Here is a 14,385-nt window from a genome sequence, read left to right on the forward strand (position 1 = left end):
AGCCCGCCCCTTTCTCCCCGATACTCCCCAGGCACTTGAAACATGCGCGTCCGGCGTCATCTGAAGGGGCATCCCGGCTTCGGCTCACCCAATCGGAACCGAAGACCTGCTTCCGGTGTTTCCTCTTCCCGTAAGCCGAAAGGAGAAAAGACATGGCTGCCACAACCGACGATATCCGCGCTTCCGTCAGCAAAGACATCGCAGCGCTTCAGCAGGAAGTATCCAGACTTCAGAAGATGATCTCGGCGCAAGGAGCCGAAGCCTATTACGAAGTCCGCGACCGCGCCGGTAAGGCTTATGACGAGATAAGCCCGCGCGCGAAGACCGCCGTTGCCCAGATCAAGGCAGAGGGTGTGGCCGCAGCGGGTGCCGCGCGCGAGCATGCCGCAGCAACCACCACTGCGCTGACGCTTGCCGGCGCGCTCGGCTTCCTTGCCGGCTACCTGCTCAGCTCACATCAGGCGCCGCCGCGGCAGTGGTGGCGTTGACACCAGCGAAAAACACCCTAGTTGCGAGCCGCATAGATCCAAGGGGGCATGCGGCTCGTAATACTTAGGTCTTAGAAAAACCCATTTTCGACGCTAGGGACAAGCAACCGACAAAGAGAGGGAGGGCTGTCGATGGATGGCAAGAATTCTCAGTACATCGTCGAAGTCAGTGTTGACGGAGCAGGCGGTCGCCTGGCTGTTGGCATTATGAACATGCGGCAAGCTCTCGAGCTGCCGGAAATGCCAAGTTTCTCCTATACCCATCCGGAGCCGGACAAGGCTGCGGCAGGCGTCATCATGAGCCGCAAGGAACTCGCCGGCTTCATGGCCCGCCATTAGGCCTCGCCGTATCGGCTCAAAACGCAATCAATCCGTTATTCAAGGCAGGTGGCGTACGACGCCACCTTTCACTTTGGATGTGTACAACTCCGACCGGTCTTATCCCCCGCGTTTCGGCCATTCCGGCTGGCGTTCTGCCGTTCTTCATGTCAAAGACGTCGGCACGATCAGACGACAGAGGCAGGTTTTGAAGGCGCGGCGCGGAAAACAGCAGCCGAGGGACTACGCGAAATCCGGCGGCGATGCCGGCAAGCGCGTGACCCTGCCCCGTGCACTGTCGAAGCTTGGCTACTGCTCGCGCACCCAGGCAGAGCGGCTGATCGCCGAGGGGCGCGTTTCTGTCAACGGTCGTGCGGTATCCGACCTTTCCGCATGGGTCGATCTCACCACCGCAAAGATCGAAGTCGATGGTATCGGCATTGCCGCCGAGCCGATGACCTATCTCATGCTCAACAAGCCACGCGGGCTTGTTACCACGCGTCACGATCCTGAGGGTCGCCCGACGGTCTATGACTGTCTGAAGGGGATCGATATCGACATACCCCATCTCTCCCCGGTCGGACGTCTCGACAAGGCAAGCGAGGGACTGCTGCTTTTCACCAACGACACGGTGTTCGCGCAGGCGCTGCTCGATCCCATCACCCACGTCACCAAAACTTACCATGTCCAGATCGACAAGATCATCCCACCTGAAATGTTGGCCGAGATGACCTATGGCCTGCGCCACGACGGCGAGGTGCTGAAGGCGACATCGGCAAGGCTGCTCAGACAGGGAGACCGCAACTCCTGGATCGAAGTGGAACTCGACGAGGGCCGCAACCGGCAGATCCGCCGCATGCTCGAAGCACTCGACATCGAGTGTCTGCGGCTGGTGCGCGTTGCGATCGGTGACGTCGCGCTCGGCGATTTGCCGAAGGGCGGAACACGCAGACTGACGGACGCTGAATTGCAGACATTGCGGCGGCGAGCGGGCCTCGTATCGGCCGGACGGAATTGACGATATGACGACTCTCGCGGCGCACGACTTCTGGCAGGAGATGCATCCGGCCGACACATTCGATCGGAACAGCAGCTTCTCCGACTTCTACGTGGCAGAACTGGATGACGGGGAGCAGTTGCGCCTGCCGATACGCCCGCTGGCGGACGGCCAGCACGCGCTGGCGTCCCTGATTATCAACCAGGCCAGTTTCGCGGTGCTCGACGCCTTGGCGACACGACTTGCCGCAAAGCTCGCAGCTTTCGATATCGACATGGTCGTCGGCCTTCCGACGCTCGGGTTGACGCTTGCGGCCGCTGTCGCGCAGAAGCTCGGGCACAAGCGCTATGTGCCGCTCGGAACCTCGCGAAAGTTCTGGTATCGCGACGATCTCTCGGTCGCCCTCTCCTCGATCACGACACCGACACAGCAGAAGTGTCTCTATATAGACCCGCGCATGCTGCCGCTTCTCGAAAACAAGCGGATCGCGCTTGTAGACGATGTGATTTCAAGCGGCGCCTCCATCGTATCCGGGATCGCATTGCTCGCAGCCTCGGGCCTCGAGCCGGTTGTGATCGGCGCGGCCATGCTGCAATCGCAGCGTTGGCGAGACAAGCTCGCGGAAGCAGGCAGCCTTTGGCCCGAGCGAACGATCGGCGTCTTCTCCACCCCGATCCTCGAACGGACCGCTGACGGAATGTGGCAGCTCCCGAGCCTCCGAGGCATGTAGATCGGCCCTATACAGCGCTTGCCGAACAGCTACATTCGCTTCGACCGATAGGCGGAAAGGCTTCATGACGTTCGCGCAAGCATCATTGCTGGTCCTGCTGATCGCCATGCTCGGCGTATTCCTGATCGATCGCGTTCGCATGGAAATCGTCGCCATTTCCGGCCTGCTTGCAGGTTATGCCCTGGGTCTCTATCCCGTCGACAAGGTGTTTGCGGGTTTCTCGAGTCCGGTTGTCATAACGGTCATCGAGATCCTCCTGGTCGTGCAGGTTCTGGCGAAGACCCGGCTGCTCGATCAGCTTTCAAGCCGGCTTGCCGGCGCACGGCTTACGAATACGGCCGTCGTCGCCTTTCTATCAGGCGTGACCGGTTTCATTTCAATCTTCATGAATAACATTGGCGCCTTCTCGATTACCCTGCCGGTTGCACTGCGTGTCAGCAACCTGACCCGGTTTCCGAAGCGGCAGTTCGTGATGCCGTTGTCTTTCGCGGCTCTCCTCGGCGGCACGGTGTCGCTCATCGGCACACCGGCCAATCTCCTCGTCAGCGATGCGCTTGCCAAACACACCGGCAGCGGCTTTCGCCTGTTCGATTTCGCCTATGTCGGCCTGCCGGTTGCCGTGGCAGGGATCATCCTGGCCGCCTGGCTGGCACCACGATTGTTCCCCAGCACCGAGGAGACGATCGATGATCTGCCGACAGTATCGCGACGTCGCGTGCTGGCGGAATGGCACATTCCATCGACATCACCGCTCGTCGGCGCAAACCTGTCGGATCTCCCCGATCGGTTTCAGCTAGAGCCGCACGCGCTCATTCGCGATGACAAGTTCGTCTTCCCTGCGCGCAAGGCATCCGTCATAGCCGAGCGCGATACGCTGCTCGCAGAAGCCGACGATGTCGTGTTCAATGAGCTCTCGGCGGCAAACGCCTTGCGCACCGTCAGGTCGTCGGGCTGGGCGGAGGCCGATACGACGCGGGTGGAAGCCGTCGTCATGCCGGAGAGCACGCTTGTCGGATCTAGGCTCCGCTCGTTGGAAGTATTCGAGAGTCGGAATGTCGCGGTTGTCGGGCTGGCCAAGCGATCTCCACGCGTCGAGGGCCGTTTCCACGATCAGCAGCTTTCGATCGGCGATATTCTGATCCTGGAGGGGCGACCCGATGCGATTACCGACGCGCTCGACGAGTGCGAATGCCTCGCGCTGGCGTCGCCCCAGCCGCATGCCGGCGCAACCGGCTCATGGCAGCCCTTCGCAATCTTCGCCGCCGGCATCCTTGCCATGGCCGTTGGCCTGTTGAGCCCGGTGATAGCCCTCTCCTGCGTCGTACTCACCCTGGCTCTCTGCAACTATATCAACATCCGCCAGGCCATAGCCGACCTCAACTGGCCGATCATCATCATGCTGGCCGCGATGATCCCGATCGGCTCCGCCGTCGCGACAACAGGCACCGGAGAAATGATCGCGACCGCGCTCAGCACAATTCTTCCGGTTTCAAACCCGCTGGTCGGCCTCGCAGTTGTTCTCTTCCTCGCCATGATCATGACCCCGTTCGTCAACAATGCGACGGTTGCGATAGTCCTCAGCCCGATCGCGATCGAATTCGCCACTCTCGGCCATCATCGGCCCGAGGCCTATCTGATTGCGGTGGCGGCCGGCGCGTCGCTGGATTTCCTCACCCCCTTCGGCCACCACAACAACACGCTGGCGATGGGCGTCGGGGATTATAGCTTCGCAGACTTCCTGCGTGCCGGCGGCCCGCTGACCGTCCTGAGCTACTTTTCGGCCTTGATCCTTATATATGTTGTGTGGCTGTAGCGCTTTGCTTGACAATGCAGGCAATGAAATTACAGCAGGGAAAGTCCCGAATGAATCCGAAAAGGACGGTCGAGCCCGTGCGTATCCTCTCCGAAGCCCACTTCCCCGAATTGCCGAATTACTATCGCGGCAAGGTTCGCGAGAACTATGACCTCCCGGACGGCAGCCGCATCATCATCAGCACCGACCGGCTGAGTGCGTTCGACCGCATTCTGACCTGCATTCCTTATAAGGGGCAGGTTCTGACCCAGACGGCCCGTTACTGGTTCGAAGCCACGAAGGACATCTGCCCGAACCACGTCATCGGATATCCCGACCCTAACGTGGTTGTCGGAAAGCGGCTCGACATTCTGCCCGTTGAAATCGTGGTGCGTGGCTACCTTGCCGGCACGACGGGTACATCGATCCTCACTCTTTATAAGAAGGGCGAGCGCCAGATGTACGGAATGCAGCTGCCCGACGGGATGCGAGACAACGAAAAGCTGCCGCAGCCGGTGATCACGCCGACGAGCAAGGAATTCGATGGCGGCCATGACGAGCCGCTGACCCCGACCGAAATCGTCGAACGCGGCTTGCTGACCGAGCAACAATGGGCGACCCTCTCGCGCTATGCGCTGGCGCTGTTTGCCCGCGGGCAGGAAATGGCCGCCGAGCGTGGTCTCATTCTCGTCGATACGAAATACGAGTTCGGAACCGACGAGAACGGCGAGATCATCCTGGCCGACGAGATTCATACGCCGGACAGCAGCCGCTATTGGCTGGCCGAAAGCTATCAGGCGGCGTTCGAGGCTGGCCGTCGGCCGGAGAGCTTCGACAAGGATTTCGTCCGTGCCTGGGTTGCCGAACGCTGCGATCCCTACAAGGACGCCATACCGGAAATCCCGGTCGATCTGATACAGCAGACCTCAGACGTTTATATAAAGGCGTTCGAGGCAATCACGGCGCAGAAATTCCAGCCCGACGACAGTGGCGCTACGCCGCTCGAACGCATCCGGCACAATCTCGCCCCCTATTTCCCGTGACCCGCAGATAGGAGGTCCGCAAATGGCTTGCGGGCCTTCATCTGCTGACGCTAGCATCTGAAAGATGGCCGGCAAACCGGCGGGGGAACGAATGGCGCGCAGGCCAAGGCAAAGGGCTGAGGAAACACGGGAAGACATACTCTCGATGGCGGAGCTGCTGTTTCGCCAGCGCGGTTTCGCTGCGGTTTCGATCGCCGATATCGCATCGTCGCTCGGCATGTCTCCAGCGAATGTGTTCAAGCATTTTCGCTCGAAGGCATCCCTTGTCGATGCTATCGCCGAACGTCACCTCGGCAAGGCAACAGACCGTTTCGCGGCATTCGACGAGGCTCTACCGCCCCAAGATCAACTGTTGCAGTTCGTCCTGAGGCTGCTCGACGGCCACCTTCAGGACATCAAGGAAAACCCGTACATCTTCGAAATGGTGCTCGCCACGATCGACGCCAAGCTTGACGCAGGCAACCGCTATCGCGAGCGCATCATCCAGAAACTCGAGGACATTATCCGCGACGGCATTGCAAGCGGACGCTATCATTGTTCGAACCTGAGAGATGCCGCGAGCACCGTAGCGGACGTTCTCGCCAGCGTCCTTCACCCCGTCCTTATCGCCCATGACGACAAGGAAACACTGGTTCGACGCGCACAGCACATTGTCAGTTTCGTCGATACCGCACTGCAAAATAGCCCTTGCTAAGTGACGATTCTTAACATACGTCACTTCGCCAAGAGTTTTTTAACATGGGGTTGGTGGCATTTGATTCCGGGCTGACGAGCGTTTTTCGTTCCGGTCGCCACCGAGCAAGGAATTCAGGGATGATACGGCGTTTTCTTTTGATCACCACCGCGCTTACGATCGGCGGCGTTCTGGCAGCCTGCAGCGATAGCGACAACAAGCAGGGCGCAGGCGCTGCCGGCATGGCGCAGCAGGCAGCACCCGTCGGTGTCATCGCGCTGAAGAAGGGCAACTTCCCCGTTACCACCATCCTGCCCGGTCGTGCCGAGGCATTCCAGACGGCCGACATTCGTCCCCAGGTAAGCGGCATCATCACCGAGATTCCCTTCCGCGAAGGCGGTGAGGTCAAGAAGGGCGACGTGCTCTACCAGATCGAGGATGCGCCCTATCTCGCAGCCGTCGCGCAAGCACGCGCAGCGATCGCCAAGGCCGAAGCCAGCGTGCCGAGCGCCCAAAGCAATTTCGATCGCTACCAGCGCCTCGTCGGCTCCGGCGCTACCCAGATCGAGTTCGAAACCGCCAAGACCAATCTTCTGCAGGCGCAGGCTGAAGTCGAAGCCGCAAAGGCTTCGTTGACCGCCGCCGAAATCGACCTCGACCACACCAAGATCGTCGCGCCCTTCGACGGCGTCATCGACCAGACAGCCTACAACGTTGGTAACGTCGTCGCGGCAAACCAGACGACGGCGTTGACGACCGTGCGCCAGCTGAATCCGGTCTATATCCTCCTCACGGAGTCGAGCACCAACCTGCTGCGGCTGCGCAATGCGATCGCTTCGGGCGAAATGAAGCAGGCCGGAAGCGCCACCTTCCGTCTCATTCTCGAAAGCGGCAAGGAGTACGACCAGAAGGGCGTGCTTGACATGTCGAAGTCGGTCGTCAGCGAAACGACTGGCACCTTTACGATCCGCGTTCGCTTCCCCAATCCCGACCGCATCATTCTGCCGGGCATGTATGTCCGCGCGACCGTTGAGCTTGGTGCCCAGGACGGTTACGCACTTCCGCAGCTCGCCACCAGCCGCAACGCGAACGGCGAACTGACGGCGCAGTTCGTTTCCGCGGACGGCAAGGTCGAAACCCGGGCGTTCGAAAACGTATCGCCTTCGAACAATTCCTGGCTCGTGACCGACGGGATCAAGGATGGCGACCAACTGATCGTTTCCGGCCTGCAGTCCATCACGGCGGGCATGCCGGTCACGCCAATGCCGATGAAGATAAGCGACAAGGGTATCGTCGTACCCGCGGAACAACCCTCGTCCGGTGACGCGCAGAAGCCCGCCGCGAAGTAACGCGACGACCGTGATCCGAGCCGTACAGGAACGATAACCCAATGGCCAAGTTTTTCATTCGACGACCGATTTTTGCGTGGGTCATAGCGATCACGATCATGCTCGCGGGTCTGCTGGCGATCTTCACGCTGTCGATCTCGCAGTATCCGGACATCGCTCCGACCACCGTGCGCATCAACGCGACCTATCGCGGCGCGAGCGCTGAAACCGTCGAGAAGTCGGTGACAACGATCATCGAGGACGGCATGACCGGCCTCGACGACCTGACATACATGACCTCGACGTCATCGACCGGCTCGGCGAGCATCTCGCTGACATTCGGCACGAGTGCCGACCCCGATATCGCGCAGGTCCAGGTGCAGAACAAGCTGCAGCTGGTGCAGTCGAAGCTCCCGAGCGACGTCATCGATGCCGGCATCAGCGTCACACGCTCGACGTCGAGCATCCTGCTCGTCGGCTCGCTGGTGTCGACGGACGGCAAGCGCAGCTCGGTCGATCTCGGCAACATCATGTCGACCTCCATCGAAGACCAGATTCAGCGTCTCGAAGGCGTCGGAAGTATCAACATCTTCGGCTCCGGCTACGCCATGCGCGTCTGGCTGGATCCCTACAAGCTCGTCAAGTATCAGCTGACCACAGGTGACGTCACCTCGGCCATCGAGGCGCAGAACACGCAGGTTTCGGTGGGTTCGCTCGGCGCGCAGCCGATCGTCGAAGGGCAGCAGCTCAACGTGACGATCACCGCCCAGAGCCAGCTGACCACCGTGTCGGACTTCGAGCACATTATCCTCAAGGTCGAGAAGGACGGTTCGACCGTCCGCCTGAGCGACGTTGCCCGCATCGAAATCGGCCAAGAAAGCTACGGCGGCTCGTCCCGCTACAACGGCCAGCCCTCGAGCGGCTTCGCCGTGAACCTCGCCATCGGCGCCAACGCCATCGATACGGCAGAGCGCGTTCGCACCGCGCTCGACACCATCAGCCGCGGTCTGCCCGAAGGCGTGGAGATCACCTATCCCTATGATACGACGCCCTTCGTCGAACTCTCGATCGAGAAGGTCGTCCACACGCTGATCGAAGCAATCGTTCTCGTCTTCGTCGTTCTGCTGGTGTTCCTGCAGAACCTCCGGGCGACGCTCATTCCGACGATTGCCGTACCCGTGGTCTTGCTGGGAACGTTCGGCATCCTGGCGATGATGGGCTACTCGATCAACACGCTGACGATGTTCGCGATGGTTCTCGCCATCGGTCTTCTCGTCGACGACGCCATCGTGGTCGTCGAGAACGTCGAGCGCATCATGACCGAGGAGAAGCTTTCTCCGCTCGAGGCGACAGAAAAATCGATGGGTGAAATCACCGGCGCCATTGTCGGTATCGCGCTCGTCCTCACGGCCGTCTTCATTCCGATGGCGTTCTTCGGCGGCTCGACCGGCATCATCTATCGCCAGTTCTCGGTCACGATCGTCTCGGCGATGCTGCTTTCAGCGCTCGTGGCAATCGTTCTGACCCCGGCACTTTGCGCAACGATGCTGAAGCCGGTGACGGAGCACAAGAAGAACCGCGTCGGCGACTGGTTCAACCGGAACTTCACCCGATCGACCAACGGCTACGTGCGCACGATCGGCTATCTGCTGAAGCGGCCGATCCGCGTCATGCTCGTTTTCCTGCTCATCGGCGTCGGCTGCGCCTATCTCTTCACGCGCCTGCCGAGCTCGTTCCTGCCGCAGGAAGACCAGGGCGTTCTCCTGACGATCGTCACGACGCCGCCCGGCTCGACGACGGAGCAGACCCAGGCCGTCGTGGAAAAGGTCGAGAAGTACTATCGTGAAAACGAGAAGGATGCGGTCGAGTCGGTGTTCGGCGCCTTGGGTTTCGGCTTCAACGGTTCCGGCCAGAACAGCGCCATCGTCTTCACCAAGCTCAAGGACTTCTCGAAGCGTACCGATGCGAACCTGCATGCGCAGGCGGTCGTCACCCGCGCGCTTAAGACTTTCTTCACCTACCGCGAGGCCCAAGTCTTCGCGCTGTTGCCGCCGGCCATTCAGGGTCTCGGCGTATCGAGCGGCTTTTCGATGTATCTTGTGGACACCGGCGGTCATGGCACGGATGCGCTCGATGCGGCTTCCAAGCGGCTGATCCAGGCCGCCAATGCCAGCGGAAAGGTCGTTGCGCTGCGCAGCAACAACAAGGAAGTCGAACCGCAGATGAAGATCGTCATCGATCAGGAAAAGATCGGTGCCATGGGTGTCGACATTGCTGCGGTCAATTCGATGCTGTCGGTCATCTTCACCGGACGTGACGTCAACGACTTCACGTTGAACGGCGAGATCAAGCCTGTCTATGTTCAGGGCGATGCGCCCTTCCGCATGCAGCCGAGCGATCTCGATCACTGGTATGCCCGCAATTCCAGCGGCGAGATGGTTCCGTTCTCCGCCTTCACCCGCACCGAATGGGTCAAGGGCGCCCCGACGCTTGCACGCTTCAACGCCGTCAGTGCCATCCCTCTCGAAGGCGCTTCGCCCCCGGGCGTCAGTTCCGGTGATGCGATGAACGAAATGGAAGCACTGACGGAGCAGCTCGGCGGCGGCTATACCGTTGCTTGGCAAGGCATTTCCTATCAGGAACGCCTCTCCGGCTCGCAGGCACCGATGCTCTATGCGATCTCGGTTCTGGTCGTCTTCCTCTGCCTCGCCGCTCTCTATGAAAGCTGGTCGATTCCGTTCTCCGTCATCATGGCGGTCCCCGTCGGCGTCCTTGGCGCGCTGGCGGCGGCGACCCTCTTCGGGCAGGCGAACGACGTCTACTTCAAGGTCGGTCTGCTGACCACGATCGGTCTGGCGGCGAAAAACGCGATCCTGATCGTGGAGTTCGCAAAGGATCGAATGGAGACAGGAAAGGGCATTATCGACGCGACACTCGAGGCCGCCCGACTGCGTCTCAGGCCGATCATCATGACCTCGCTGGCGTTCATTCTCGGCGTCGTCCCGCTGGCGATTGCAACGGGTGCGGGATCTGCCGCTCAGAACGCAATCGGCATCGGCGTCCTCGGCGGGATGCTCTCCGCAACGGCTCTCGGCATCTTCTTCGTGCCATCCTTCTTCGTCGTCATCCGCAGGGTCTTCTCCCGGCGGCAGAAAAATGAGGCGGGAGTGTGATAAAAATGCACTGTAAGAAAGCGAGACTCATTGATACATTGCGGCCGACTGCTTCGGGATGGTGTTTCTCGTTATGCGAAGCGCGGCCGATGGCGAAGCATGATGGCTTCAGGCATGAAATGAATTTGGTCGAGTTACAGGAAGATTTTTAATGGTGTCTTTTCGCTTTGCCTCGCCGGCACTTTTGCTTCTCCTCGCGGGCTGCGTGAGCGGTCCGGATCACGTTCCTCCGGAGATGCCGCTTCCGGCCAAGTTCAAGGAAGGCGGCACGAAGAGCGACGGCGACGTTGCGCTGGCCACCTGGTGGACCGCCTATCGCGATGCGCGCCTGACCAGTCTTGTCGGTCAGGGCCTGAATGAGAACCTGTCGATCCAGCAGTCGCTGGAGCGCATCAATGCCGCGGCGTCGAACGTGACGGTTGCCGGCGCCGGCTCGCTGCCGAGCCTGGTGGTCGGAGCCGACCACACGGTCAGCGGCAGCATGGGCGAGCGCCGCACCTCTGTTGGCGCCACCAACACCACGACAGGCACCGCCAGCGTCTCCTGGCTGCTCGACCTGTTCGGCCAGTATCGCCGTTCGAAGGAAAGCGCCCAGGCTTCGCTCGATGCCGCCTACTCGACCGCCGATGTCGCCAAGCTCACCTACATCCAGGATCTGGTGAACTCCTACATCGACCTGCGTTACTATCAGGAGCGCATCGCGCTCTCGAAGGCGAACCTGAAGTCGCGCCAGGAAACCTACGAGCTGACCAAGTTCCAGCTCGATGCCGGCGCCGCCTCGCGCCTCGACGTCGTCCAGGCCGAGGGTCTGGTGCAGTCGACGCAGGCCGAAATCCCCGGCCTCGAAACCAATGCCCGCGTCTCGGCCCACCATATCGCCACCCTGCTCGGCAAGCCTGCCGGCTCGATGGTCGACGAGTTGCTGCGCGGCTCGACACAGCCGATCTTCCGCGGCGGCATCAAGTCGGGCGTTCCGGCCGACCTGATCCGCAACCGTCCCGACATCCGCGTTGCCGAGCGCAATCTGGCTGCGGCGACCGCAGATATCGGCGTTGCGATCTCGCAGCTCTACCCGACCATCACCCTGTCGGGTGCGATCTCGCCCTCCTACGTGCGCCCTGTCGGCGCCAATGGCGGCCTGACGACCTGGTCCTTCGGCCCGACGCTGACGCTGCCGATCTTCGACGGCGGTCGCCTGCGCGCCAATGTCGACATCGCCAAGTCGACGGCCAAGACCCAATACCTCGCCTGGAAGCAGACGGTTCTGGAAGCGGTCGAGGAAGTCGAAAACGCGCTGTCGGCGGTGCGCCGCGATGCGCAGACGGTCGAGTCGCTGCGTGCCCAGGTCAAGACGACCCAGGAGACGCTGGATCTGTCGACCGCCAGCTACAAGGACGGCGCCTCCTCGCTGCTCGACGTCCTCGACGCCCAGCGTCAGGTCTCGCTTGCCCAGGCAAGCCTGGCCGCAGCCGTCCAGCAGATGGCCAAGGACTACGTCTCCCTCAACATCGCCATCGGCGGTGGATACACCCCAGACGGAAAACCAACCGTCGCACCGCCAAAGGCAAGCTAAGAAAAATAGAGTTTGGAAAGCCCCGGTTCCCCGGGGCTTTCTTTTTATCCCCACAGGGCGGATAATTATATCCTCAACTAAATTTGGATTCGACAACGGGACATCCGTACTATACGGAGTGGTTAAACGATTAACCTACGGGCGTCGGAAACCATGCCTTCAGCGAGACCGGGACCGAATCTGAGCAGGATAGCGACGTCGCTCGGCGTCTCCGTGGCGACTGTATCCAACGCTCTGTCAGGCAAGGGCCGCGTATCCGAAAGCCTTGCGGAGAAAATCCGCGAGCACGCCAGCGAACTCGGCTACGTCCCCAGCCAAGCTGGACGAGCACTCCGAACCGGCCGCAGCGGTGTCTTGGGCCTGGTACTGCCTGATATTGCAAATCCCCTCTTCCCGAAGCTAGCGCAGGCGATCGAGTTCGCCGCGACGACCGCCGGCTACGGCGTCCTGATTGCCGACTCCAGAGGCGATGTCGCTGCGCAGACCGAAGCCATCAACAGGCTGATCGAGCGCGGCGTCGAGGGTATGGTCATCGTTCCTCGCCGTGCCACCCGCATTTCCGCGGCAAGCTGTCCGGTCGCGGTGATCGATACGGCATCCACGCCCGGCAATACCGTTGCCGCCGACCACTGGCAGGGCGGACGCGACATCGCGACCCACCTCGCCGAACTCGGCCACAAGCGTATCCTGATCATCGGCAACAATCCCGAATCCAACGTCCAGAACGATCGCGCAGGCGGCATTCGCTCCGGCCTGACAGGCGATATGCAATCGACGACGCTGTGGATCGAACGGCTGGAGCGAGACCAAGGCAACGGCTGCAGCCTCGGCCTGGCCGAGAAGGTCCGTGAGGGCTACACCGCTTTTGCCGCCCTTTCCGATCTGCAGGCGCTGCGCGCGCTGACCGAACTTCAGCGGGACGGCATCGTCGTGCCCGATATGGCAAGCGTCACCGGTTTCGACGACCTCATCTGGTCACCCGTGATTACACCAGCGTTGACGACAGCTGCCATGGATATGCGCCTCATCGCAGAGATCGCGATCGAATCGCTCGTCAGGACGATCCAGGCGACCGGACCGCGTGAAGGCGTGCTCGTTACAGCCGAGACGGATCGCGTGCCGATGCAGCTGATCGTTCGGCAATCATCAGGGCCTGCGGCCCCGGCTCACCTTACCTACAAGACGGAGAACTCCTGACATGCAAAAGGCCCTCATCGCTTCGGCCGCGCTATTGGCCCTGTCGCCCCTCGCCGCGAAGGCAGAGGAAAAGACGCTGACGATTTCCGTCTATGCCTTTGCTCAGGATGACTTCAAGTCGATCGTCTACGATCCTTTCGAGGCCAAGTGCGGCTGCAAACTCGTTGTCGAGACCGGCAACAGCGTCGAGCGGCTTGCCAAGATGGAGGCCAACAAGGCGAACCCCGTCATCGACATGGCCGTCGTCTCCATGGCCGATGCCCTGTCGGCCACGCGCAAGGATCTGATCGACAAGGTCGACACCGCAAAGCTCTCCAATTTCGGCAAGCTATACGACCTCGCCAAGGACCCGAATGGCGACGGCATGAGCGTCGGCTACACCTTCTACGCCACCTCGATCGCCTATCGCTCCGACAAGATGAAGATCGAGTCCTGGGCCGACCTGCTAAAGCCTGAATATGTCAGCCATGTCGCCTTCCCGAACGTCACCACCAACCAGGGCCCTCCGGCGCTTTTCATGCTCGGCCAGGCCCTCGGCAGCGATAACCCGGATCTGAAGGCTCCGATCGAGGCGGTCGGCGAGAAGAAGGACGAGATCGTTACCTTCTATGAAAAGTCCTCGCAGCTCGTGCAGCTGATGCAGCAGGAGGAAATATGGGCCGCCCCGATCGGCCGCTTCTCCTGGGCAGGCTTCACCAAGCTTGACGTTCCCGTTGCGTGGGCAACACCCAAGGAAGGCCAGACCGGCGGCATGAACGTCATGGTCGTCACCAAGGGCTCGAAGAACCGCGATCTCGCCCTGCAGTTCATGGACTTCTGGCTCTCCACCGAGACCCAGACGAAGCTTGCTGAAAAGCTCGTCGACAGCCCGGCGAATAAGGAGGTCAAGCTCTCCGAGGAAGCCGCAAACAACCTCACCTACGGCGAAGAAACCGCCAAGAGCCTGAAGCTCATCCCATCAGCAGCCGCGCTCGACAACCGCGCCGCCTGGCTGAAGGAATGGAACGAGAAGGTCGGCCAGTAATTTCGAGGCCGACTCCAGAACCTGTCGGAGCCGGCCCTTCCATCCGTCG

12 protein-coding genes are annotated in these 14,385 nt (G+C 61.0%); all 12 read left to right on the forward strand.

All coding sequences use genetic code 11. From position 1 onward, the window contains the following. The first annotated feature begins 152 nt into the window (after nt 1–152). The 12 genes from FZ934_RS12470 to FZ934_RS12525 all read left to right on the forward strand — a co-directional run bounded on the left by FZ934_RS12470 (nt 153) and on the right by FZ934_RS12525 (nt 14,336). Entirely contained in the window at nt 153–488 is a 336-nt protein-coding gene (locus FZ934_RS12470) for a hypothetical protein (RefSeq protein WP_113364527.1), read from the forward strand. Nucleotides 489–620: 132 nt separating this feature from the next. Further along, on the forward strand, nt 621–827 hold the full coding sequence (locus FZ934_RS12475; protein ID WP_153271320.1) for a hypothetical protein: 207 nt from the start codon (nt 621–623) through the stop codon (nt 825–827). Nucleotides 828–1,014: 187 nt separating this feature from the next. Further along, the gene (locus FZ934_RS12480) at nt 1,015–1,824 is read left to right on the forward strand and encodes a pseudouridine synthase (RefSeq protein WP_153271321.1); all 810 of its coding nucleotides are present in this window, start codon (nt 1,015–1,017) and stop codon (nt 1,822–1,824) included. A 4-nt stretch (nt 1,825–1,828) separates the two neighbouring features. Continuing rightward, nucleotides 1,829–2,533, forward strand: a complete 705-nt coding sequence (locus FZ934_RS12485; RefSeq protein WP_153271322.1) for a phosphoribosyltransferase — start codon at nt 1,829–1,831, stop codon at nt 2,531–2,533. Nucleotides 2,534–2,597: 64 nt separating this feature from the next. Then, nucleotides 2,598–4,346: an SLC13 family permease gene (locus FZ934_RS12490; protein ID WP_153271323.1), complete on the forward strand. Its 1,749-nt coding sequence runs from the start codon at nt 2,598–2,600 to the stop codon at nt 4,344–4,346. A 77-nt stretch (nt 4,347–4,423) separates the two neighbouring features. After that, complete coding sequence (locus tag FZ934_RS12495) at nt 4,424–5,368, forward strand: phosphoribosylaminoimidazolesuccinocarboxamide synthase (RefSeq protein ID WP_153272446.1); 945 nt, start codon at nt 4,424–4,426, stop codon at nt 5,366–5,368. 91 nt (nt 5,369–5,459) lie between these two features. After that, entirely contained in the window at nt 5,460–6,062 is a 603-nt protein-coding gene (locus FZ934_RS12500) for a TetR family transcriptional regulator (RefSeq protein WP_153271324.1), read from the forward strand. A 119-nt stretch (nt 6,063–6,181) separates the two neighbouring features. After that, on the forward strand, nt 6,182–7,390 hold the full coding sequence (locus FZ934_RS12505; RefSeq protein ID WP_153271325.1) for an efflux RND transporter periplasmic adaptor subunit: 1,209 nt from the start codon (nt 6,182–6,184) through the stop codon (nt 7,388–7,390). A gap of 41 nt (nt 7,391–7,431) precedes the next feature. Next, the gene (locus FZ934_RS12510) at nt 7,432–10,542 is read left to right on the forward strand and encodes an efflux RND transporter permease subunit (protein WP_153271326.1); all 3,111 of its coding nucleotides are present in this window, start codon (nt 7,432–7,434) and stop codon (nt 10,540–10,542) included. 151 nt (nt 10,543–10,693) lie between these two features. Further along, nucleotides 10,694–12,115 carry an efflux transporter outer membrane subunit gene (locus FZ934_RS12515; protein WP_153271327.1) on the forward strand — a complete coding sequence of 474 codons (1,422 nt, stop codon included), beginning with the start codon at nt 10,694–10,696 and terminating at the stop codon, nt 12,113–12,115. 153 nt (nt 12,116–12,268) lie between these two features. Next, on the forward strand, nt 12,269–13,312 hold the full coding sequence (locus FZ934_RS12520; RefSeq protein WP_153271328.1) for a LacI family DNA-binding transcriptional regulator: 1,044 nt from the start codon (nt 12,269–12,271) through the stop codon (nt 13,310–13,312). A 1-nt stretch (nt 13,313) separates the two neighbouring features. Further along, the gene (locus FZ934_RS12525) at nt 13,314–14,336 is read left to right on the forward strand and encodes an ABC transporter substrate-binding protein (protein ID WP_153271329.1); all 1,023 of its coding nucleotides are present in this window, start codon (nt 13,314–13,316) and stop codon (nt 14,334–14,336) included. Nucleotides 14,337–14,385: the final 49 nt, after the last annotated feature.

It is taken from the genome of Rhizobium grahamii (assembly GCF_009498215.1).
Classification (GTDB): Bacteria; Pseudomonadota; Alphaproteobacteria; order Rhizobiales; family Rhizobiaceae; genus Rhizobium; species Rhizobium grahamii_A.